The sequence below is a fragment of the Defluviicoccus vanus genome (assembly GCF_014672695.1).
In the GTDB taxonomy this organism is placed as follows: Bacteria; Pseudomonadota; Alphaproteobacteria; order Rhodospirillales; family Defluviicoccaceae; genus Defluviicoccus; species Defluviicoccus vanus.
In genome coordinates this window covers 3,644,333-3,666,557 of record NZ_CP053923.1, presented here as the reverse complement: position 1 = coordinate 3,666,557, position 22,225 = coordinate 3,644,333, and the positions used below count along the sequence as shown (strand labels likewise).

The window sequence follows — 22,225 nt, the reverse complement described above, 5'->3', positions numbered from 1 at the left end:
TTGGGAGACTAAGGCAAAGACCCAAGACGAGCCATGCCCGCACGACCCGGCGCGGCAAGAGCATTGCGAGCAAAACTCCCCTCCCGAAAGCGATTCTAGCTTACGAGTTGTTTTACAAAGTCGACTATCTTCATATTGACGATATCGTTCCAGGTCGCGAACACCATCAACAGAAGAACGAACGCAAGTCCGATGCGGAAGCAATATTCAAGGACACGCGGGCTCATCGGTTTGCCGCGAACGGCTTCGAAGCCATAGAACAGCAGATGGCCGCCATCCAGCATCGGCACCGGCAGAAGGTTGATCAGTCCGAGATTGACCGATAACGCCGCCATGAAAAAATAAGGTTGATCAGTCCGTCCTCGGCCATCTGTCCCGATAGCTGGGCGATCCTGAGCGGCCCACCCAGTTCGCTGGCGCTGCGCGAACCGGTAATGATTTCGCCGAGGCTCGACAGGATCTGCGTCGTCAGCCCTAAGGTTCGATCGAAGGCGGCACCAACGGCCTGCAGCGGGCCCAAGGCGCGATAGCCGACGGCTTTCAGATCGGGCCGGATGCCGACCAGACCGATCGCCCGCTCCTGCCCATCGCTACCGGTAGTCATTTGCCGCTTCGGCGTCGCCGTCAGCATCAGCGTGCTGCCGTCGCGGACGATCTCGAACTGCAGCGCCTCGTCCGGACGATCTGCAACGAGACGGCGGATATCCTCAAACCACTCGACCGGCTGCTGCTCGATCGCGGTAATCCGATCGCCCGGGCGAATCCCTGCTGCCGCGGCCGCACTCTCCTCCTGAACGCCGCCGACAACCGCGAGCGGCGCCGGTTCACCCACGGCGAGAAACAGCCCCAGCAGGGCAACGAGCGCAAACAGAAAATTCGCCGCCGGACCTGCGGCAACGATCGCCGCCTTTTTGCCCAACGACTTATAATGAAAGGATTCGCTCCGTTCCGCCTCGGTCAGGTTCGGCCGTTCGTCGGCCTCGGCGAAGTCCATCTCGCCGAACATCTTTACGTAACCGCCGAGTGGCACAAGGCTGATCTTCCACCGCGTTCCCGCGCGATCGGTCCAGCCAGCAATTTCGCGACCGAAGCCGATCGAAAAGGTCTCCACCCGCACGCCGCACCGCCGCGCCACCAAGTAGTGGCCAAGCTCGTGGACGAAGACGAGGACGGACAGAACGACAAGAAACGGGATGACCCAATCGAACATCGACAAGAATCGGACCCTCTAGTGGTGCCTGATCGGTTTACGCATAGCAGCTGTTCACGGTTCGCGGATAGGCAATCAATTGCGCCGCCGCACGTCGCGCTTCGCGATCGATCGCCGAGACATCGTCCAGCGACTGGACCGCCCGCCCTGGCATGCGGTTCAGCGTCTCTTCTACCACCGCCAGAATATCAAGAAAGCCGATGATGCCATTGAGGAATGCGTCGACGGCAATTTCGTTGGCGGCGTTCAGGACGATCGGCGCCGAGCCGCCGCTCTGCAACGCGGCTCTGGCCAGTCGCAAAGCGGGAAAGCGCTCCGGATCCGGGCTCTCGAAGGTCAACTGGCTGATTTCAGTCAGGCGCAACCGGATCGAGGGGACGGCAAGGCGGTGCGGCCAGCCGAGGGCATAGGCGATCGGTGTCCGCATGTCGGGCAGTCCCAACTGCGCCAGTACCGAGCCATCGACGTAGGCAACCAGGCTATGAATCACCGATTGCGGATGCACAACGATCTCGATCTGCTCCGCGGTGACCGGAAAGAGATGAAAGGCCTCGATCAATTCGAGGCCCTTGTTCATCATCGTCGCAGAATCGACAGAGATCTTCGCGCCCATGTCCCAGTTGGGATGTGCCACTGCCTGTGCCGGGGTCACCGCCGCCATCTGATCGCGACTGAAACAGCGGAAAGGCCCGCCGGACGCGGTCAGGATGATNCGATCGACTTTGTCGGCGTTATCGAAATCAAAGACCTGGAAAATGGCGCTGTGCTCGGAATCAACCGGGAGTAGCCGCGAACCGCAGCGCTCGATCTCCGCCATCATCAAGGCGCCGGCACAGACAAGACACTCCTTGTTGGCGAGTCCGATGATCGCGCCACGCTCCACCGCCGCCAGGGTCGGCTTCAGGCCGGCGGCGCCAACGATCGCTGCCATCAGCCAATCGGAGTCCAGGCGGGCCGCTTCGACCACCGCCTCCTCGCCGGCAGCCACCTCAATTCCCGTGCCCGCCAGCAAGGTTTTCAATTCGGCATAGGCGGCGGGGTCCGCCACCACGGCAAGCTGCGGACGAAGGCGGCGCGCCTGCTCCGCCAGCAGCACCGCATTACGATTGGCCGTCAGAGCGGTAACCGAGAAGGAGTCGGGATGATCCTCGATAAGGCTGACGGTGTTGGTTCCCACCGAGCCGGTCGAGCCCAGGATGGAGATGGAACGTCGCGCGGACAGNATCCGATTTCGCAGGTGCGGTCAAAGCCATATCCATATCTTGCCGTTGCCTAAGACAGCGATCAACGCCGTTGCCATCGCTGCGACGAGAAGCCCGTCCACCCGGTCGAGCATGCCGCCATGGCCAGGGATAAGTCCGCTGACGTCCTTGACGCCGAAGCGCCGTTTCAACCAGGATTCCGCCAGATCGCCCATCTGGGCGACAAAGCCGATGCCGGCGCTCACCGCCGCGAGTTGCAGCGCCGCACCGCTTCCGCTTAAAGCTGCGACGACAGCGCCCACCAGGGCGGCGCAGCCGACGCCGCCGCACAGTCCCGACCAGGTCTTGTTCGGGCTGATCCGCGGTGCCAGGCGAGGGCCGCCGAGAGTCGAGCCGGCAGCGTAGGCGCCGATATCCGAAGCCCAAACCACCGCAAGGAGCCACAGGATCGCCAGCCGGCCCCACTCTGGGTCCTGGCGCAACCAGAGCAACGCGAGACCGGGGACGCCAAGGTAGATCGCTCCGGCAGCAAGCCAAGCGTTGCCAGCGGAACTGAGCAATGCGACGACAGCGCCGATGGCCAGGATGACGCCGGCGACGGCAAAGTTGCCCTGCACCGCCAGCACAAGGGCGATGAGCAGGCTGGCCAATAGCGCCAGTCCGCCCCATGCGGGCAGTGCGGCGCCACACAGCCGCGACCATTCCCAAACCAGAATAAGTAGAATCGCCCCGATCAGGATCGCGAAGGGCAAGCCACCAATGTAGGCGCAGGCGAGCGCCGGCGGTCCCATCACCAGCGCCGAACCGATGCGGCGACCAAGCGGCGCCTGAAGCGATAACAGGCTAGCCACCGGTCGCACCGTAGCGTCGCTCCCGACGATGGAATTCGCCCACCGCATCTTGCAGATCCTGGTTCGAGAAATCTGGCCAGAGAGTATCGACAAAGATCAATTCCGCATAGGCCAGTTGCCAAAGCAGAAAATTGCTGATGCGCTTTTCGCCGCTGGTACGGATCAGCAGATCTGGATCCGGAATATCAGCGGTATACAGATGCGCGGCGAACTGCGCCTCGTCGATCTGTTGCGGATCGATCCGGCCGGCGGCCGCCTCGCAGGCAATGCGCCGCGCCGCCGTCGTCAGCTCCGCGCGCGCGCCATAGTTGAGCGCGATGGTCAGGGTCAGGCGGTCGTGCGCCGCGGTGGCACTTTCGGTGCGCTCGATCTGTGCCACGATATCGGCATCAAGCCGGGCTCGATCCCCGATCGAGCGAAAGCGGATGCCATGCTCGTGCAGAAAGTGGACCTCGTTCCGCAGATAGTACCGCAGCAAGGTCATCAGGTCGGTAACCTCGGCAAGCGGCCGCCGCCAATTCTCCGACGAGAAGCTGAAGAGCGTCAGGTAGCGGATGCCTAGCTTGCCGGCACTCTCGACCGCACGCTTGACAGCTTCGGCACCACGTTTATGGCCGGCGGTTCGNGGAAGCCCTCGCGCTTTCGCCCATCGTCCGTTGCCGTCCATGATGATGGCGACGTGAACNGGAGGCGGCGGGGACGCCCGCTGTAGCGGCTGGGCTTCCATTATACTAGACCTGTAATATTTCGCCTTCTTTCTTGGCGAGAACGTCGTCGACTTTCTTGATATGGCTGTCGGTCGCGTCCTGTATTTGTCGGGAGAGATCGCGGTGCGCATCTTGCGAAATGACGCTCTCCTTTTCCGCGCGTTTGAGTTCGTCCATCGCATGACGGCGAACATTACGCACGGCGACACGCGCTTCTTCCGCATAGCGCGCGGCAACTTTCGTCAGCTCCTGCCGTCGTTCCTGCGTCAGCGACGGAATGGGAATGCGCAGCACCTGCCCCTCGGTCACCGGGTTCAACCCCAGCCCTGACTCCTGGATCGCCTTCTCCACCGCCTTGACCATGCTGCGGTCCCAAACCTGGACGGTGAGCATCCGTGGCTCCGGCGCATTCAGCGTCGCCACCTGGGGCAAAGGCATCTCGGCGCCGTAGGCCTGAACGACAATGGGTTCAAGCAGGCTGATCGACGCCCGCCCGGTACGCAAGCCGGCCAGTTCCTTTTGCAGAACTTCGACCGCGCCCATCATCTTGCGCGGCGCTTCCTTTCTGAGGGCTTCTATTTCGGCGCTGTCCACGCTGACTTCTCCTTACTTAACGATAGTAAACGTTCCGGCCCCNCGCACCACAGCCGGAAACGCTCCCGGTGCACTCATCGCAAAAACAATCACCGGCAATTGGTTGTCGCGGGCAAGCGCGATCGCGGCAGCATCCATAACCCGCAAATCTTCGCTCAGGACCTGCTGATAGGAAAGCGAATCGAAGCGCTTCGCCGTCGGATCCTGCTTCGGATCGGCAGAATAGACACCATCGACCTGCGTGCCCTTGAACAGGGCATCACACCCCGTCTCCACCGCACGCAAGGCTGCCGCCGTATCGGTGGTAAAGAACGGATTTCCCGTTCCGCCGGCGAGAATGACCACCCGCCCCTTGTCCAGATGCCGAATCGCCCGGCGGCGGATGAAGGGCTCGCACACCGTCGGCATCGGGATCGCCGACTGCACCCGCGCCTCCAGGTTCACCTGTTCGAGCGCATTCTGCAGCGCCATGCCGTTCATAATTGTGGCGAGCATGCCCATGTGATCGGCATTGGCGCGGTCATAGCCCGCCTGCACGTTGGTCAAGCCGCGGAAGATATTGCCGCCGCCAACGACGATGCAGACCTGTACCCCCGTCGCATGCACGGCACGGATGTCCTCGGCGAACATGGCGAGCGTCGGTTGATGCCAGCCGAACCCCTGCGGCCCCATCAACGCTTCGCCGGACAGCTTGAGCNNAGCACGCGGCGGTAATGCAGTGGCTCAGTCATCGTGCACCACGCTCTTCACTGGTTTGCGCTTGGGAGCATGCAGCGGGAAGACAGCAGAACGTGCCTTGAACCGTCCTGCTGCCAGGTTTGTGAATCAGGCGCCGCCGACACCGGCGACGGCGGCGGCAAAATCTTCCTGTTTTTTCTGGATGCCTTCGCCGAGGGCAAAACGAACAAAACGGCTGACGGTGATCGGCACGCCGGCTTCCTTTGCCGCGGCGTCGATTACCTTCTTCACCTTGCTCTCGCCATCGACGACATAGACCTGCTCAAGAAGACACACTTCTTCGTAGAACTTGCCAAGACGCCCCTCGACCATCTTTTCGATGATCGCCTCCGGCTTACCGGAAATGCGCGCCTGCTCAATGAGGATGTCGCGCTCCCGCTCGACCGACTTCGGATCCACTTCGGCGCGCGACACTGCTGTCGGCACCGCCGCCGCAACATGCATCGCCAGTTTCCTGCCGAGGTCGGCCACCACCGTCGGATCGGCGGTCGTCTCGATGCCGATCAGCACGCCGATCCGCCCCAGTCCTTCAGCGGACGCGCTGTGCATGTACGTTGCGACCAGCCCCTGATCGACACGGACGAACGCTGCCCGACGCAGTGCCATGTTCTCGCCGATGGTCGCGATCAGATGGGTGAGCTGCTCGGCAACCGAACGGTCCGTCCCCGGATACGGCAGCGCTGCGAGGGCGTCGATATTGCCCTCCACATCAAGGGCCAAGCCGGCCACGGTGGTAACGAACGCCTTGAAGGCATCGTTGCGGGCGACGAAGTCGGTCTCGGCGTTGACCTCGACCACAGCGGCCCGCATGCCATCGACGGCCATGCCGATCAGCCCGTCCGCGGCAACCCGGCCGGCTTTCTTCGCCGCTGCCGACAGCCCCTTCTTGCGCAGCCAGTCGACCGCGGCCTCCATGTCACCGGCGGTCTCGCCCAGCGCTCGTTTGCAATCCATCATCCCGGCGCCGGTCTTCTCCCGTAGCGCCTTGACCTGTCCGGCCGAAATCTCCGTCATAAGCGGGCTCTCCCGTGCGTCTCGATCTTCGAGTGAATTCCAGCGCCGCTCGTGTCAGCGGCGGCGACGGCGGATGGGTGCGGCGATCCGCCCACACCCGCGCGTCGGAAAAGGCGCGACGCCGCAGCCGGCCGGCGGCCAGGCGTCGGCAAAGGATCAGTGCTCTGTCGCGACCGCTTCGGTTTCGGCGGCCGGCTGCGATGCCGCAGGCTCGCTCCCACCGTCATCGATATCGGCCTCATCATCGTCCACGGGCAACAATTCGACCGGCCGTGCCTGCGCACCAAGATCGACGCCGGAGGCGACCATCTCCTGCTGAATGCCGTCAAGCACCGCTTCCACCGCCAGTTCGCAATAGAGAGTTATCGCGCGCAGCGCGTCGTCGTTACCGGGAATGGGAAAATCGATGCCCATCGGATCGCTGTTGGAGTCGAGGACGGCAACCACCGGCACTCCCAGCTTGTTGGCCTCGGCAACAGCGATCGATTCCTTGTTGGTGTCGATGACGAAGAGGATATCGGGCAGACCGCCCATTTCCTTAATGCCGCCCAGTGCGCGCTCAAGCTTGTCGCGTTCGCGGGTGAGCTGCAGCGTTTCCTTCTTCGTCAGTCCCAGGTTCTGTTCCGCCAACCGGCTGTCCAGTTCCCGCAGCCGCTTGATCGAATTGGAAATGGTCCGCCAGTTGGTGAGCATGCCGCCCAGCCAGCGGTGGTTGACATAGTATTGGCCGCAGCGCTTTGCCGCATCGGCAACGATCTCGCTGGCCTGACGCTTGGTGCCGACAAACAGCACGCGCCCGCCGGCGGCGACCACGTCGCGCACCGCGATCAGCGACCGGTGCAACATCGGCACCGTCTGCTCCAGGTCGATGACGTGAATTCCATTGCGCACGCCGAAAAGGTACGGCCCCATCTTCGGGTTCCAGCGCCGGGTGCTGTGGCCGAAATGCACGCCAGATTCCAGCAGCTGGCGCATCGTAAACGTTGGCATGGTCATAGGCTGAACGTCCTGTTCCGGTTGGACCTCCGCGGCGTCGCTCAAGCCCTGGCTTGAGACCGGATCGCCCGCATGGAATTGCTCCCACGGGCGCAGACCGCGTGTGATATGTGGCGTTAAATACTGCTGCAATCGGATCTTGCAAGGATTGCGGTCGCATCGGACCGCATCCGGCCGCCGGCAGCGGCGGCTAGACGCTGTTGACCGTCTGCACACCGGCGATGGCGGCCAGCCGGCCGAGATCGTCCGGCCCCAGCGCCACACGCAGCGGCAGCCGCATGACCACCTCCAGCCCATCCTCCAGACAGGCGGTGAGCCGGATGGTGTCTCGTCCCGCCGGACGCTTGAGGAGGAGATCACGCACCTTCATTACCGCGTCGGCATGCTCGATGTGGATATGCACCTCACTGCCCAACTGCGCCACCGCGCGCTCGATGGGTTCCAGTTCCTGAGCCGTACAGCGTATAGACTCGCCTTCCACCTGTACCTGGGCGCGGATCAGCACCGCCCGGCCGGGCTCGGTCAGCTCCCTGCGACTCGCCAACAAATCCGAGAACACGGTGATTTCAAACAGTCCGGTTGGATCGGAGAGCTGGACGAAGGCGTAACGGTTGCCCTTGGCCGAGGACCGCTCCCGCCGGGCGAGCACAGTTCCGGCGAGGGTGTACGCACCCGCCTGGGGATGCCGCTGCAGCTCAGCGCTGCCGGTGACGCCCAGCTTCTGCAGCTTGGCGGCGTAGGCGTCCAGCGGATGCGCCGAGAGGTAAAAGCCGATGGCGTCCAGCTCCTCCTTCAATCGCTCCAGTGGCGACCAGTCCTCCATCGCCGCCAATTGCATCGGCGGTGGCCCTTCGGCGGCGGCGCCAGCAAACAGACCCATCTGATTGCTTTCCCGTTCGGCCACACTCGCACCCGCCCGGCGCAGGATCACCTCGGCACTGTCGACAACCTGGCGGCGGTTGCGGTTGATGCGATCGAACGCACCGGCACGGGCGAGATTTTCCAGCTGGCGCTTGTTGAGCTGCTTGGCGTCGAGCCGCAGCGAGAAGTCGTCGAGCGAGCGAAACGGCCCCCTGGCGCGGCGTTCCGTCACCAGGGCAGTGACCGCCCCCATCCCCACCGTCTTCACCGCCGCGAGACCATAACGCACCCCCAGTGGCTCGGCGACGCTCGCCTCCCGGTATTCGACAGTGAACGTTTCGTCGGAAGCGTTGATGTCGGGTGGCAGCAGCGGGATCTGCAGCCGATCGAGTTCCTGCCGGTAGCCGTTGAGTTTATCGCTGTTGCCAAGATCGAGGGTCATCGACGCGGCAAAGAACTCATAGGGATAGTTGGCCTTCATGTAGGCCGTCTGATAGGCGATCAGCGCATACGCGGCGGCGTGCGATTTGTTGAAGCCGTAGCCGGCAAATTTGGCCACCAGGTCGAAGATATGGCTGGCCCTGGATCCGCCAACACCGCGGGAGGTGGCTCCGGTGACAAAGCTTTCCCGCTGCTTGTCCATTTCCTCCTTGATCTTCTTGCCCATGGCGCGACGCAGCAGGTCGGCGCCGCCAAGGGTGTAGCCGCTCAGCACCTGGGCGATCTGCATCACCTGTTCCTGGTAGATCATGATGCCGTAGGTCTCGCGCAGGATGCCTTCCAGATCCGGATGCAGATAGTCGGGTTTCTCGTCGCCGTGCTTGCGGCGGATGTAGCTCGGGATGTTGTCCATCGGCCCCGGCCGGTAGAGTGCGACCACGGCGATGATGTCTTCGAGCTTGTCGGGCTTCAGCTTGCGCAGCACGTCGCGCATGCCGGCACTTTCCAGCTGGAACACGCCGACGGTATCGCCACGGCCGAGAAGCTCGTAGGTGCCGGCATCGTCGAGCGGCATGCGGGAGAAATCGATGGCGATGCCGCGTCGGCGTTGCAGCAGTTCCACCGCCTTGGCCAACACCGTCAACGTCTTCAGGCCGAGGAAGTCGAACTTCACCAGCCCGGCTCCCTCCACCCATTTCATGTTGAAGCCGGTGACCATCATCGGCGAGCGCGGATCGCGATAGAGGGGTACGAGTTCGACCAGTGGCCGGTTGGCGATGACGATGCCGGCGGCATGGGTGGATGCATGCCGGTACAGTCCCTCGAGCGGTTTGGCGATGCCCACCAGGCGCGCCACCGTTTCGTCGGCGGCGATCATCGCCTGCAGTTGCGGCTCGCCCTTGATCGCCTCTTCCAGCGTTACCGGATGCGCCGGGTTGTTGGGAACCAGCTTGCAGATCCGGTCCACCTGGCCATAAGGCATGCCGAGCACCCGACCCACGTCACGCAGGACGGCTCGCGCCTGCAGCTTGCCGAAGGTGATGATCTGGGCGACACGATCGACGCCGTACTTTTTCTGGACGTGGTCGATGACTTCGTCGCGGCGGTCCTGGCAGAAGTCGATGTCGAAGTCCGGCATCGAGACGCGCTCGGGGTTGAGGAAGCGCTCAAACAGCAGACCGAAGCGGATCGGATCGAGGTCGGTGATCGTCAGCGCCCAGGCCACCACCGAGCCGGCACCGGACCCACGTCCCGGTCCCACCGGAATCTCGTGCTGCTTCGCCCATTGGATGAACTCGGCAACCACAAGGAAGTAGCCGGCGAACCCCATCTTGCAAATCACGTCGAGCTCAAAGGTGAGCCGCTCGTGATAGGGCTTTGCGGCAGCCGCCCGTTGCGCTTCGTCGAGCCCGGGCGGCAGCACATGATGCACGAGCCGATCTTCGAGGCCGGCTGCCGCCTGCTGGCGCAGTACGTCCTCTTCCTGCCGGCCGGGGCCGCAGTCGAAATGCGGCAGCATCGGCTTGACCTGATCGAGGAAGAAGGTGCAGCGGCGGGCGATCCGCACCGTATTGCCGACAGCGTCCGGCAGGTCGGCAAACAGCTCGGCCATGGCCGCCGGCGACTTCAGGTAATGCTCCGGGCTGAGCCGGCGACGCTCCGGATTGGTCAGAACCGTGCCTTGGGCGATGCACAGCAGCGCGTCGTGCGCTTCATAAAGGTCGGGGGTGGCGAAATGCACGTCGTTGGTGGCAACGATCGGCAGCGCCTGCGCCTGCGCCAGTTCGAGCAGCGCGTTCTCGATCGTCTCTTCGTCGGCGAGGCCATGGCGCATCAGCTCGAGATACAGGCGATCGGGAAAAGCCGCGGCCAGCTCGGCAAGCAACGCCGCCGCCTGCTCGCGCTTGCCGTCCAGTAGCAGGCGCCCCACCGGTCCGCTCGTCCCGCCGGTGAGCAGGATCATCCCGGCGCTGTGCGCGAGCAGCGCCGCCAGCGTAACCTGCGGTCCTTCCGAACTCTCCGGCTCGGTGTAGGCGATCTCCAGCAAGCGCAGCAGATTGGCGTAACCGTCGCGGTTCTGCACCAGGAGGACGACGCTGCTGGTGGCGCTCTCGCCGCGCGGCAGCGAGGCCACGGGTTGCGTTGCCGGCGCGGCCGGCCGCAGGCTGAGCTGGCAGCCGATGATCGGCTGAATGCCGCCACCGCTCAACGTCGCCGAAAACTCCAGCGCACCGAACAGATTGTTGGTGTCGGTGATCGCCACCGCCGGCATCGCCCGTGCCCGGCAGAGCTTCGGCAGTTCCTTGATCCGGATCGCCCCTTCGGACAACGAGTAGGCGCTGTGGAGGCGAAGGTGAATAAAGGTCGCCGTCGACGTCATGGGCGGCAAAGCCTCCGCGGGGGTAACGCTGCTCAGACCGGCAGGAGCTGGCCGTCGCGCAATTCGACCGTTCGGTCCATCCGCGCCGCCAGCTGCGGATTGTGGGTGGCAATCACCGCCGCCAGTCCCGCCTCACGCGCCAGCGTCAGCAGCATATCGAACACCTCCCCNGCCGTCTGCGGATCGAGGTTGCCAGTGGGTTCATCCGCCAACAGGAGGCGGGGTTTGTTGGCCAGGGCGCGGGCGATCGCCACCCGCTGCTGCTCGCCGCCGGAGAGTTGCCCCGGCCGATGCTGCAGCCGGCCACCCAGGCCGAGTTGTTCCAGCAACGCGCGGCTGCGCTGCCGCGCCGCGTTGCTGCCGCGTGCGGCGATCAACTGCGGCAGGATGACGTTTTCCAGCGCCGAGAACTCCGGAAGCAGGTGATGGTACTGGTAGACGAAGCCCATCTGCAACCGACGGATAGCGGTGCGTCGACCATCGTCGAGGCGGCTGCAGGGCGCGCCATCGAGCACCACCTCACCGGCATCGGGACGTTCGAGCAACCCGGCGATGTGCAGCAAGGTGGATTTGCCCGCACCGGACGGACCGACGAGGGCGACCATCTCGCCCGCCTCGATGCTGATGTCCACCCCGCGCAGCACCTCCAGCACCGTCCGCCCCTGGGCGAAACGGCGGACGACGCCGCTCAAANNCGGAACAGCGGTTCACTCATAGCGCAGTGCGTCCGCTGGCTCGATCCGCGCCGCACGCCACGACGGATAGATCGTCGCCAGCAATGAGAGCACGAGGGCCATCAGGGTAACCACCAGCACTTCGCCCGGATCGACGATCGCCGGCAACTGCGAGAGAAAATAGATTTCTGCGGCAAACAGCTGGGTGCCGGTCAGCGATTGGATCCATTGGCGGATCGCCTCGATGTTATGGGCGAAAGCCAAACCGCCGAGAAAGCCGAGCAAGGTGCCGGCGACGCCGACGCTCGACCCGGCGATAAAGAAAATGCGCATGATCGAGCCGCGGGTCGCGCCCATGGTCCGGAGGATGGCGATTGCCCGCACCTTTTCCTTCACCAGCATGATCAGGCTGGAGATGATGTTGAAGGCGGCGACGACAATGATCAGCGTCAGGATCAGGAACATGACGTTCCGTTCCACCTGAATGGCATTGAAGAAACCCGCGTTCAGTCGCTGCCAGTCGAGGACGTGTGCTCCCTCGTCGACCACGTGCCACAACTCGCGGGCGACCCGCGGCGCCGCGTCGGCGCTGGTGGCGAAGACCTCGATCGTGGTAACCGCATTGGGCATGTTGAAGTAGGTCTGCGCCGCCTCCAGCGGCATGAAGACGAAACCGGAGTCGTATTCAAACATCCCCACATCGAAGGTGGCGACGATGCGATAGGCGCGGACGCGCGGCACAGTGCCGAAGGCGGTGACGTTGCCGGTGGGTGAGATCACGGTGATCCGGTCGCCGACGCCGAGCCCGAGGCGCTCGGCCAGCCGGTCGCCGATCATCACCGCATCGTTACCCTGGAAGGCGTCAAGACTGCCCGTCTTGATGTTGTTGGCGATGATCGCACGGGCGCGCATGTCCTCCGGGCGGACGCCGCGTACGACAGCGCCGCGCGCGACCCCCTTCGAGGTCACCATCACCTGGTTGTCGATCATCGGCTCTGCCGACACGACGCCCGGCAGGGTGCGGATTTTCGCCAGCAACGCGTCGTAGTCGGTCAACCCGGTCACCGGTCCCTGAACGTTGACGTGGCCGTTGAGACCAAGGATCCGGCTCAGCAGCTCCTCGCGAAAGCCGTTCATCACCGACATGACAATGATCAGGGTGGCGACGCCAAGGGCGATGCCCAGAAACGAGAACAGCGCAATCAGCGAGATGAACCCCTCATTGCGCCGTGGGCGCAGGTAGCGCATCGCCACCTGCCATTCGAAGCGGGAAAACAAAGGTTGAACGTCCCTACTTGAGCAGTCTCGCGAGCGCGGCTTCGACGGCCAGTTCCTGTCGCTCCCCGGTCCGCCGGTCCTTGAGTTCGACCTGCCCGGATTTCGCCCCGCGGGGACCGATGATCAGTTGATGCGGCACGCCGATCAGGTCCATCTCGGAAAACTTAACGCCGGCCCGCTCATCGCGGTCGTCATAAACCACATCGATGCCCTGCGCGACCAGTTGCTCGTACATGCGCTGGCCGATCGCCGCGCACGCCGCGTCGTCCGGCTTCAGGCTGAGGATGCCGACGACGAAGGGGGCGACGCTTTCCGGCCAGATGATCCCCGCCTCGTCATGCGACGCTTCAATGATCGCCCCCACCAAGCGGGAAACGCCGATTCCGTAGGAGCCCATTTCGACGCAGACACTATCACCGCCGGGCCCGACGACCACGGCGTTCATCGGCCGCGAGTATTTGGTGCCGAAGGAGAAGATGTGGCCGACTTCGATGCCGCGACCGGTGACAAGTGCTTCGCCCAGCGCCGCTTCCACCGCCGGGTCGCGCTGCTCGTCTGTGGCCGCATACTTGCCGGTAAAGGCATCGACGAGCGGCTGCAAATCGCCTTCCAGGTCAACCGGTTGGCCAGCCAGCGACATATGCAGAAAGTCGCGATGGTAGGCAATTTCGCTCTCACCGGTATCGGCAAGGATGACGAACTCGTGACTGAGATCGCCGCCGATTGGTCCGGTATCGGCGCGCATCGGGATCGCCTTCAGGCCCAACCGCTCAAAGGTGCGCAGGTAACACACGAACATCTTGTTGTAGGAGCGGATGGCGCCAGCGCGATCGAGATCGAAGGAATACGCATCTTTCATCAGGAACTCGCGGCCGCGCATCACCCCGAACCGCGGCCGGATCTCGTCGCGGAACTTCCACTGGATATGGTAGAGCAGCTTCGGCAAATGCCGATAGCTGCGCACCGTCGAGCGGAAGATTTCGGTGATCATTTCCTCGTTGGTTGGCCCATAGAGCAGCCCGCGCTCGTGCCGGTCGATGATCCGCAGCATCTCCGGACCGTAGGCGTCGTAGCGGCCGCTCTCCTGCCAGATCTCTGCCGGCTGCAGCGTCGGCATCAGCATTTCGACGCAGCCGAAGGCATCTTGTTCCTCGCGGACAATCCGTTCGATCTTCCGCAGCACGCGCAGGCCAAGCGGCAGCCAGGAGTAGATGCCGGCGCTGGACTGGCGGATCATGCCGGCACGCAGCATCAGCCGATGTGAGACGATCTGCGCCTCGGCCGGCGTTTCCTTCAGCGTCGGCAGAAAGTACCGTGATAACAGCATGTTTTGTCGCTGGTCCGAGGGTGGGTTGAGGATCAGCGGCTGCGCACATGCGCAGCCGCGGGGTCTGGACATTAGGTCAAGCCGCGCAGAACCACAACCGCAGCCGTTGGTGATCATCCGCGGCCTGCCGGTGCACGTGCACCTGTTGTCGGCATTCCCGCGCAATGTTGCAAAAAATGATGACGCGCAGCGGTAACTGTTGTATTTTTTTCTACGGGCAAGGACAATAAAGCATCCCGTTACAGTCGGCCTGGGTTTTGGGGAAACAACGTAGGGCGTTCCAAGAACAATCGTCATTCGCGTGTCAGTGATCGGGTTTTTCTCTTGATGCGATCGTTGGGACTAGAAATGGCTATGGAGCGGAGTCGGCGGCCACCTTCGGTGGCCGCTGCTGTTATGACCCCTCGGGTAGTGTTGCAACCGGCATTGCTTCAGGGCAATGAGCAAGCCACGGTGGATTGAGGGCACGTATTCGCACCTGTACCGGACAATCCTCGCGGTGCGCCCCGGGCAGAAACCCAAGACTCAGCAGAAATTCCCGCACGATTTCCGGTCCCATGAACCGGAACGTCGCCTTGAACAGCCGAACCCACTCCGCCTCTGACCGGGGATGATGCCGGCGCAACCAAGCGTCGAAACCTCCTGCCTGCAGGCGTAAGTCGCGGATCACCGCAGCGTTGTGGATCGTCGCCTCGATCTTGCGGCGGTTACGGATGATCGTCCGGTCGGCGAGCAACACCTCCACCACCGCCCGATCGAAGGCGGCGACCTTGGCCGGATCAAAGCCGGCAAAGGCCAGCTGCAGCGCCGGCCGGCGCTGCAGAATGAGCCGCCAAGTCAGGCCCGCCTGGAAAATCTCCAGCGTCAACCGCTCGAAAAGTGCCGCGTCATCGGCGATTGGAAAGCCGTATTCGTGATCGTGATAATCACGATGCAGCGGATCGTTGGCGGCACTGTCGCAGTAACTCGACATCTAGGGTCGCAACGAGATCACGCCGCTGTCGATGATAAAATAGACAGCGACCCAAAGGACGGCGGTAACCACCGAGGTTACCGCCAGCTTCAGGCCGATCCTGGATTGCTGTGGCGCACCGGCGTCGTGTCCGCGCAAGACATCGTCGTGACCAATCGTTCTGATACCCCAGGGGAGTACCATGAACAAAACCAGCCACCAGATGAGCACAAAGGTAACGAAGCCGCTAAACCAGTTCATACGATCCACAGACCTCCGGCGAGCAACTACTCGGCCGCCGCTGGTGCCTTGGCTTGCTCCAGTTCCACTAGCGTACCGTAGAAGTCCTTCGGATGCAGGAACAGGACCGGGTTACCGTGCGCGCCGATTTTCGGGTCGCCGCTGCCGAGAACGCGGGCACCACTCGCCTTCAGACGGTCGCGGGCAACAAGGATGTCGTCCACTTCGTAACAGATGTGGTGAATGCCGCCGCCCGGGTTCTTGTCGAGGAAACCCTTGATCGGCGAATTTTCGCCCAGCGGATACAGCAGTTCCACTTTGGTGTTGGGCAGTTCGACGAACACCACGGTTACACCATGGGCGGGTTCGTCCTGCGGCGCGGAGACTTTCGCCCCGAGCACGTCTTGATACGTCTTGACTGCCGCATTCAGGTCCGGCACCGCAATCGCAACGTGGTTAAAGCGACCAATCATAACTTCCCTCCTCTGTCATTCCTCGACGCGGACCAGGTGAACATGCGTCACTGGCCGTTTGTCGAATATTTGGCGAAAGCAACGCCGGACGGCAAGCCGGATTGCTTCGCGCAGCGTTTCATCGTCGTCCCGCGCTTTTTCGGTAGCGCCNTGCACGGCAACAGCGACGCCATTCTGCACCATGCGCAGCAGGTTTTCCTCGCCTTCGTCGAGCAGCCCGATCGACGATACTTGCACGTCGTCCGCCTGCATCCTGGTACCATTTACCACAACAGTCACCAAGGCCGCGCCGTTGTACAATGCGCGTGTCCGCAGGGTGATCAGGTTGCTGCCCAGGTCGACAAGACGATTACCTTCGACCACCAAGCGCCCCGCAGGGGCAGTGGCGACGATCTCGGCCGGGCCGGGCCAGAGCCGAACGATCGAGCCATTCTCGCCCACGATCACCTCGTCCACGCCACAGGCGCGCGCGACCTTGGCGTGCTCACGCAGGTGGCGAAGCTCGCCGTGCACCGGGATGGCGATGCGCGGCCGCACCAACCCGTACATACACTCCAGTTCTGCCCGGGCCGGGTGACCGGAGACGTGAACCAGCCCGTCGCGATGCGTCAGCACGTCGATCCCACGCCGCAGCAGTTGATTTTGGAGCCGGCCCACCGCCAGATCGTTGCCGGGAATGACCCGCGCCGAAAAAATCACCGTGTCGCCGGCTTCCAGCTTCAGCGTCGGATGCTTTTCCGCTGCCAGCCGCGCCAGGGCCGCGCGCGGTTCACCTTGTCCACCAGTGGCGACCACAAGCGTCCGCCTGCGTGCCAGGCTGCCCACGTCCTCGTCATCAAGAAAAGCCGGCACAGTCTGCAGATAGCCGCAGGCGCGGGCAGCGGCATAGGTTCGCTTCAGCGATCGCCCGGTCAGCACCACATCGCGACCGTTTTCCCGCGCAGCAGTAGCGATTGTCTGCAAGCGGGCAATGTTGGTGGCAAAGCAGGCGACGACGACGCGCTCGCGGCAACTCCCGATCAGCCGCGACAGGTCGGGCAGAAGGTCGCCTTCGGAACCCGACCTCCCCGCNTCGAAGACGTTGGTGGAATCACAGACAATCGCCAACGCCCCACCGTCGCCAACCCGCCGCAGTTTCGCCTCATCCGAGACCGGGCCTACCACCGGGTTGGGGTCAAACTTCCAGTCGCCGGTATGCAGCACCGTGCCGACGGGTGAGCGCACCGCCACGGCACTCGCCTCGGGAATCGAATGGGTGACGTCGATCATCTCCAGATCGAAGGCACCGATGCGAAGGCGGCCGCTGTCGGGGATGCGATGCAGCGGGACCTCGCGCGCCCACGGCAGCCCCTCCAGCTTCCGTTGCAGCATCGTCAGGGTAAACTCGGAGCCCCAGATCGGGCAGCGCAGCCGCGGCCAAAGGTAGGGCACCGCACCCAGATGATCCTCGTGGGCATGGGTGAGCAACAACCCATCCAGCCGTTCCCGCTGTGCCGCGATAAAGCTCGGGTCGGGCATGAACACATCGACGCCCGGTAACGAGCCGCCGAAGGATACGCCTAGGTCGATCATCAGCCAGCGGTGTTCGTCAGGCTCACCATAACCATAGAGGTTGAGATTCATCCCGATCTCGTTGGCACCACCCAGCGCAACGAAGAGAAGTTCAGCGGCCATGCAAGCTACCGGTGGACGTTGCGGCGATAGACCTCCAGCAACCCTTTGAGTGTGAGATGGAGATCGACATGTTCGAGGACCGGGCAGCACTCGGTAAACAGCGGCGCCAGACCGCCAGTGGCGATAACCCCAGCCTGGGCCCCCAGTTCGTCACGGATCCGTTCCACCATTCCTTCGATCAAGCCAACATAACCCCAGAAAATCCCCGAACGCATCGCCTGCACGGTCGTCTTGCCGATCACCCGCTCCGGCCTCCCAACCGCCACCCGCGGCAATTGCGCCGCCGTCCGATGCAACGCCGCTAGCGACAGATTGATCCCCGGGGCAATCGTGCCACCCAAATAGCTCCCCTCCGCATCGATCACGTCGAAGGTGGTCGCGGTCCCGAAGTCGACGACGATCTTCGGCCCGCCGTACTCGTGATAGGCAGCAACCGCATTGACCAGCCGGTCGGCGCCAATCTCTTCAGGGCGATCGAGCAGCACCTTGATGCCGATATCCACTTCGGCGGTGCCCACCACCAGCGGCTGGCAATTGAAATACCGCCGGCACAGGGCGCGCGAGCTGAACACGGTGGCCGGAACAACCGAGGCAATGATCGCCGCCGTAATGGACGATCGCTCCAACCCGGCCAGACTGAGCAGTTGTGACAACCAGATGCCGGATTCGTCGGCGGTGCGGTTGACATCGCTCGATGCCCGCCATTCACCGCGGATGTGTCCCTCATCGTCGAAGACGGCAAAAACGGTGTTGGTGTTGCCCGTATCAATAGCAAGCAACATGGGCGGAATGCCTTCGGTCAGTCATGGGGGAGGTTTTCTGGAAAGCAGTCACCGGCGGTGACCACGCGACGGCCCTGCTGCGTCTGCAGCACCAGCGCGCCGCTGGCATCGAGGTCGATGAACTCGCCCTCCAAATCCGCCGCACCGCCGCGGACCACCAGACGCTCGCCCTGGCGATGTGCCCGGCGCAGCCAAGCCTGCCGAACGGGCGCGAATCCCACCGTCTGCCAGCGATCCAGCCATACGGCCATGGCGGCGGCAAGCACGGCAAGCGCCACCTCCGGTGTGACCGCCGTCGCCCCTTCGTCAGCGAGGCAAGTGGCCGGATACATCACCATGTCCGCGGCCGGTCGTTCACCCAGGTTGATGCCGATACCGGCGACCACCCAGTCCAGGGTGTTGTTGGCCAGCGCCGCCGACTCCACCAGGATTCCCGCCACTTTGCGGCCGCCCACCAGAATGTCGTTCGGCCACTTGCAGCCAACACGCTCGTCGGTGCCCAGCAGAGCAATGACGGCATCGGCGACGGCAACCGCGGTGACGAAGCCAACTTCCGGCGCCTGCCGTAGTTCGCAGGGTGGACGCAGCAGGAATGAGCAGTAGAGGCCGCCCGCCGGCGATAGCCAGGATCGTCGTTGCCGACCCCGGCCTTGCGTCTGTTCGCTGGCGCTGACGATCAGCCCCGCCGGCTCACCCTGTACAGCGAAACGCTGTGCCTCGTCGTTGGTGGAACCGATTACGCCGAGCGCGAGATGACGATAACCAAAGGGCAGCGGGAGGAGCGATGGCGGCTTTGCAGCCGCACTCATCCGCCAAACAGCGACGTTGCTGCCCTTCCCGCGGATGAAAGCAGCGGCTGCGGAAAGATGAAGAAGAGTGCGATGGCCAGCGCCGTTATCGCGGTCACCCAGCCGACTTCACGCGCCATGGCGCGATCCAACGGCTCCTCAGCCTGATCGAAGTACATCAGCTTGATGATGCGAAGATAATAGAAGGCGGCAACCGCGCTGCTCACCACGCCGACAATGGCCAGAAGAAACAGGCCCCCTTCCACGGCGGAGCGGAAGATATAGAGCTTACCGAAAAAGCCGGCCAGTGGTGGAATGCCAGCCATGGAGAACATGAAGATCGCCAGCGCCAGCGCTATCACCGGGTTCGTCTTCGACAAGCCGGCCAGATCAGCAATGCCACTGACCGCCTGACCCTGGCGACGCATCGAGATGATGCAGGCGAAGGTGCCGATGCTCATCACGATGTAGATGCTCAGGTAGATCAGGACGCCAATGACGCCGTCCTTGGTGCCGACGGCAACGCCGATCAGCGCGTAACCCACATGGCCGATGGAACTGTAGGCCATCAGCCGCTTGATGTTGGTCTGACCGATTGCTGCGAAGGCACCGAGGATCATCGACGCCAGAGAGATAAAGACGATGATCTGCTGCCACTGCGCGACCAGGCTGCCAAAGGGACCAAACATCACCCGGACCAGGAGGCCGAATGCTGCCAGCTTCGGTGCCACCGAGAAAAATGCCGTCACCGGTGTCGGCGCCCCCTCGTAGACGTCCGGCGTCCACATATGGAAGGGCACGGCGGAGATCTTAAAGGCGAGACCGGCGACCACAAACACTAGACCGACGAGGATACCGGTTGGCGGCATCGTCTCTGCCGCAGTGCTAAACGCCGCCGCAATGCCGCCAAAGCCGGTGGTTCCGGCGAAGCCATAAACGAGCGAACTGCCGTACAACAGCATGCCCGAAGCCAAGGCGCCGAGAACGAAATACTTCAAGCCCGCTTCGGTAGAGCGCACGTCAGTGCGGTGAAAGGAGGCGACCACGTACAGCGCCAGGCTCTGCAGCTCAAGGCCGACATAGAGCGACATCAGGTCATTCGCCGAGACCATCATCAGCATGCCGAGCGTCGAGAGCAGGATCAGCACCGGGAACTCGAAGCGGGCGATCCGCTCCTTTTCCAGGTAGTCCTGGGCCAACACCAGCGACAACGCTGCCGCGGCAAGGATGCCGATCTTGAAGAACAGCGCAAAGCCATCAACGACGAACAGGCCGGAGAACGTCTCACCCTTGGCCTTGGCGGCGATTGTCGCCACCAAAAGCAAGGTGAGGAGCAGCGTCACCACGCCCAGCCGTTGCGACAGACGGCTGTTGCGGATCGCCATCGCCCCTTCGGTGTTCGGTTGAAAGGCCCCCAGCAGCAGCAACCCCATCGCCGCCAACGCCAGAAAGATCTCGGGCATCGCCGGAATAAGGTTAGGCATTGCGGCGATAGGCATGAAAGGCTCCGTCCAATCCCGGGTTGTGGCTAGCGAGAAACGAGTGAAAGAGCGGCTTGTGGATTACTGGCAAGCTGCACGCGAGTAACCAAGTGGTCCACCGATACATGGATCACGTCCAGGAACGAGGATGGATAAATGCCCATCCAGAGGACGAGGACAACCAGCGGCGCGAAGATAGCGATCTCCCGCGGCGTGAGGTCCATCATCGACTTCAGCGCGTCCTTGGTCAGCGTGCCAAAAATCACCCGCCGATAGAGATAGAGCATGTAGCCGGCACCGAGGATCATGCCGAGCGCGGTGAGGAAGGCCACCCAGGCGTTGGCCTGGAAGGCGCCCACCAGGACGAGAAACTCACCGACGAAGCCACCCGTGCTTGGCAGACCGACCGACGCGAGGGTGAACAGCATGAAGACCAGCGCATACACTGGCATCCGGTGCACCAGCCCACCATAGGTTGCGATCTCTCGCGAGTGGGTACGGTCGTAGACCACGCCGACGATGAGGAAGAGTGCGGCCGAGACGACGCCGTGGCTGAGCATCTGGAACAGCGCCCCTTCGACGCCCTGCGACGTCAGGCTGAACGCCCCAACCGTCACGTAGCCCATATGAGCCACAGACGAGTAGGCAATCAGCTTCTTCATGTCCTCCTGGGCCAGCGCCACCAGCGAGGTGTAAATAACGGCGACCACGCTGAGAGCAAACATCAGTGGCGCGAAGTAGGCCGAGGCGTCCGGCAACATGGGTAGCGAGAAGCGCAGGAAGCCGTAGCCACCGAATTTCAGCATCACGCCGGCCAGGATCACCGATCCGGACGTAGGCGCCTCCACGTGCGCATCAGGCAGCCAAGTGTGCACCGGCCACATGGGCAACTTCACCGCAAACGCCGACAGGAAGGCTAGCCAGAGCCACGTCTGCATGCTCGGCGGGAAGTTGTGTTCAAGCAGCGCTGGAATGTCGGTGGTGCCGGCCTGAATGTAGATCGCCAACAGCGCGATCAACATCAGCACCGAGCCGATGAGGGTGTAGAGAAAGAATTTGAACGCTGAATAGACGCGCCGCGGGCCACCCCAAACGCCGATAATAAGGAACATCGGGATCAGCACGCCTTCGAAGAAAACATAAAACAGGATAAGGTCAAGCGCACAGAAAGCGCCTACCAGAGTAGTCTCCATGATCATAAACGCGATCATGAATTCCTTGACTCGAACCTTGATGCTTTCCCAACTGGCAAGAATGCAGATCGGGATAAGCACGGTCGACAGCAGCACGAGGAGCATCGAAATGCCGTCGACGCCCATGTGGTAGGAAATATTGAAGTCGGGCATCCACAGCGCCCGTTCTTCAAACTGAAACTCCGCCACGCTGCGGTCGAAGCCGAACCACACGATCAGCGACAGGGCAAACGTCGTCAGCGACGTGAGCAACGCCACATTGCGGGCGTTGCGCGCGACCACCCCNGCCTCACCGCGAATGGTCAGGATGAGCAGAGCACCGACAAGCGGCAGAAAGGTGATCAGCGAGAGGATCGGCAGATTCATCAT

General features: G+C 63.0%; 19 protein-coding genes and 1 pseudogene. All 20 read right to left on the bottom strand.

Annotated elements, in window-relative coordinates:
* Positions 1 to 95 precede the first annotated feature (95 nt).
* The 20 genes and pseudogenes from rseP to HQ394_RS16575 all read right to left on the bottom strand — a co-directional run bounded on the left by rseP (position 96) and on the right by HQ394_RS16575 (position 22,225).
* Positions 96 to 1,210 (bottom strand): annotated as a pseudogene (gene rseP / locus HQ394_RS16670) (RIP metalloprotease RseP).
* 37 nt (positions 1,211 to 1,247) lie between these two features.
* Entirely contained in the window at positions 1,248 to 2,432 is a 1,185-nt protein-coding gene (locus tag HQ394_RS16665) for a 1-deoxy-D-xylulose-5-phosphate reductoisomerase (protein WP_190263367.1), read from the bottom strand.
* Between the two features lie 21 nt (positions 2,433 to 2,453).
* Entirely contained in the window at positions 2,454 to 3,311 is an 858-nt protein-coding gene (locus HQ394_RS16660) for a phosphatidate cytidylyltransferase (RefSeq protein ID WP_190261155.1), read from the bottom strand.
* Positions 3,256 to 3,990, bottom strand: a complete 735-nt coding sequence (locus HQ394_RS16655) for an isoprenyl transferase (protein ID WP_190261154.1) — start codon at positions 3,988 to 3,990, stop codon at positions 3,256 to 3,258. The genes HQ394_RS16660 and HQ394_RS16655 overlap by 56 nt, the downstream gene beginning before the upstream one ends.
* A 4-nt stretch (positions 3,991 to 3,994) precedes the next feature.
* On the bottom strand, positions 3,995 to 4,516 hold the full coding sequence (gene frr / locus HQ394_RS16650; protein ID WP_190263366.1) for a ribosome recycling factor: 522 nt from the start codon (positions 4,514 to 4,516) through the stop codon (positions 3,995 to 3,997).
* 60 nt (positions 4,517 to 4,576) lie between these two features.
* On the bottom strand, positions 4,577 to 5,236 hold the full coding sequence (gene pyrH / locus HQ394_RS16645) for a UMP kinase (protein ID WP_190261153.1): 660 nt from the start codon (positions 5,234 to 5,236) through the stop codon (positions 4,577 to 4,579).
* Positions 5,237 to 5,389: 153 nt separating this feature from the next.
* Positions 5,390 to 6,316 carry a translation elongation factor Ts gene (tsf, locus tag HQ394_RS16640; protein WP_190261152.1) on the bottom strand — a complete coding sequence of 309 codons (927 nt, stop codon included), beginning with the start codon at positions 6,314 to 6,316 and terminating at the stop codon, positions 5,390 to 5,392.
* A gap of 156 nt (positions 6,317 to 6,472) precedes the next feature.
* Entirely contained in the window at positions 6,473 to 7,312 is an 840-nt protein-coding gene (rpsB, locus tag HQ394_RS16635; RefSeq protein ID WP_190261151.1) for a 30S ribosomal protein S2, read from the bottom strand.
* A gap of 190 nt (positions 7,313 to 7,502) precedes the next feature.
* On the bottom strand, positions 7,503 to 10,994 hold the full coding sequence (dnaE, locus tag HQ394_RS16630; RefSeq protein ID WP_190261150.1) for a DNA polymerase III subunit alpha: 3,492 nt from the start codon (positions 10,992 to 10,994) through the stop codon (positions 7,503 to 7,505).
* A gap of 32 nt (positions 10,995 to 11,026) precedes the next feature.
* Positions 11,027 to 11,686, bottom strand: coding sequence for an ABC transporter ATP-binding protein (locus tag HQ394_RS16625; protein ID WP_223291666.1), 660 nt, complete (start codon positions 11,684 to 11,686; stop codon positions 11,027 to 11,029).
* 15 nt (positions 11,687 to 11,701) lie between these two features.
* Positions 11,702 to 12,916 (bottom strand): lipoprotein-releasing ABC transporter permease subunit, encoded by a 1,215-nt coding sequence (locus HQ394_RS16620; protein ID WP_456151640.1) that lies wholly within the window; start codon positions 12,914 to 12,916, stop codon positions 11,702 to 11,704.
* Positions 12,917 to 12,959: 43 nt separating this feature from the next.
* A complete protein-coding gene (gene proS, locus HQ394_RS16615) occupies positions 12,960 to 14,273 on the bottom strand; it encodes a proline--tRNA ligase (RefSeq protein WP_190261148.1) in 1,314 nt (437 codons plus the stop codon).
* Positions 14,274 to 14,667: 394 nt separating this feature from the next.
* Entirely contained in the window at positions 14,668 to 15,246 is a 579-nt protein-coding gene (locus HQ394_RS16610) for a DNA-3-methyladenine glycosylase I (protein WP_190261147.1), read from the bottom strand.
* Positions 15,247 to 15,486 carry a DUF1467 family protein gene (locus tag HQ394_RS16605; RefSeq protein ID WP_190261146.1) on the bottom strand — a complete coding sequence of 80 codons (240 nt, stop codon included), beginning with the start codon at positions 15,484 to 15,486 and terminating at the stop codon, positions 15,247 to 15,249.
* Between the two features lie 26 nt (positions 15,487 to 15,512).
* The gene (mce, locus tag HQ394_RS16600) at positions 15,513 to 15,938 is read right to left on the bottom strand and encodes a methylmalonyl-CoA epimerase (RefSeq protein ID WP_190261145.1); all 426 of its coding nucleotides are present in this window, start codon (positions 15,936 to 15,938) and stop codon (positions 15,513 to 15,515) included.
* 15 nt (positions 15,939 to 15,953) lie between these two features.
* The gene (locus HQ394_RS16595) at positions 15,954 to 17,510 is read right to left on the bottom strand and encodes a ribonuclease J (RefSeq protein ID WP_456151639.1); all 1,557 of its coding nucleotides are present in this window, start codon (positions 17,508 to 17,510) and stop codon (positions 15,954 to 15,956) included.
* A 107-nt stretch (positions 17,511 to 17,617) separates the two neighbouring features.
* Entirely contained in the window at positions 17,618 to 18,394 is a 777-nt protein-coding gene (locus HQ394_RS16590; protein WP_190261143.1) for a type III pantothenate kinase, read from the bottom strand.
* A gap of 17 nt (positions 18,395 to 18,411) precedes the next feature.
* The gene (locus HQ394_RS16585; protein ID WP_190261142.1) at positions 18,412 to 19,203 is read right to left on the bottom strand and encodes a biotin--[acetyl-CoA-carboxylase] ligase; all 792 of its coding nucleotides are present in this window, start codon (positions 19,201 to 19,203) and stop codon (positions 18,412 to 18,414) included.
* Positions 19,200 to 20,681 carry an NADH-quinone oxidoreductase subunit NuoN gene (nuoN, locus tag HQ394_RS16580; RefSeq protein WP_223291665.1) on the bottom strand — a complete coding sequence of 494 codons (1,482 nt, stop codon included), beginning with the start codon at positions 20,679 to 20,681 and terminating at the stop codon, positions 19,200 to 19,202. Before nuoN ends, HQ394_RS16585 begins: the two co-directional genes overlap by 4 nt.
* Before the next feature lie 29 nt (positions 20,682 to 20,710).
* On the bottom strand, positions 20,711 to 22,225 hold the full coding sequence (locus tag HQ394_RS16575; RefSeq protein WP_190261140.1) for an NADH-quinone oxidoreductase subunit M: 1,515 nt from the start codon (positions 22,223 to 22,225) through the stop codon (positions 20,711 to 20,713).

Bases quoted from the DNA above. Each gene is read 5' to 3' on its own strand.
- HQ394_RS16660 (WP_190261155.1), bottom strand. From the start codon at position 3,311: ATGCGGTGGGCGAATTCCATCGTCGGGAGCGACGCTACGGTGCGACCG.
- frr (WP_190263366.1), bottom strand. From the start codon at position 4,516: ATGATGGGCGCGGTCGAAGTTCTGCAAAAGGAACTGGCCGGCTTGCGT.
- tsf (WP_190261152.1), bottom strand. From the start codon at position 6,316: ATGACGGAGATTTCGGCCGGACAGGTCAAGGCGCTACGGGAGAAGACC.
- rpsB (WP_190261151.1), bottom strand. From the start codon at position 7,312: ATGACCATGCCAACGTTTACGATGCGCCAGCTGCTGGAATCTGGCGTG.
- dnaE (WP_190261150.1), bottom strand. From the start codon at position 10,994: ATGACGTCGACGGCGACCTTTATTCACCTTCGCCTCCACAGCGCCTAC.
- HQ394_RS16620 (WP_456151640.1), bottom strand. From the start codon at position 12,916: ATGCGCTACCTGCGCCCACGGCGCAATGAGGGGTTCATCTCGCTGATT.
- proS (WP_190261148.1), bottom strand. From the start codon at position 14,273: ATGCTGTTATCACGGTACTTTCTGCCGACGCTGAAGGAAACGCCGGCC.
- HQ394_RS16610 (WP_190261147.1), bottom strand. From the start codon at position 15,246: ATGTCGAGTTACTGCGACAGTGCCGCCAACGATCCGCTGCATCGTGAT.
- HQ394_RS16605 (WP_190261146.1), bottom strand. From the start codon at position 15,486: ATGAACTGGTTTAGCGGCTTCGTTACCTTTGTGCTCATCTGGTGGCTG.
- mce (WP_190261145.1), bottom strand. From the start codon at position 15,938: ATGATTGGTCGCTTTAACCACGTTGCGATTGCGGTGCCGGACCTGAAT.
- HQ394_RS16590 (WP_190261143.1), bottom strand. From the start codon at position 18,394: ATGTTGCTTGCTATTGATACGGGCAACACCAACACCGTTTTTGCCGTC.
- HQ394_RS16585 (WP_190261142.1), bottom strand. From the start codon at position 19,203: ATGAGTGCGGCTGCAAAGCCGCCATCGCTCCTCCCGCTGCCCTTTGGT.
- nuoN (WP_223291665.1), bottom strand. From the start codon at position 20,681: ATGCCTATCGCCGCAATGCCTAACCTTATTCCGGCGATGCCCGAGATC.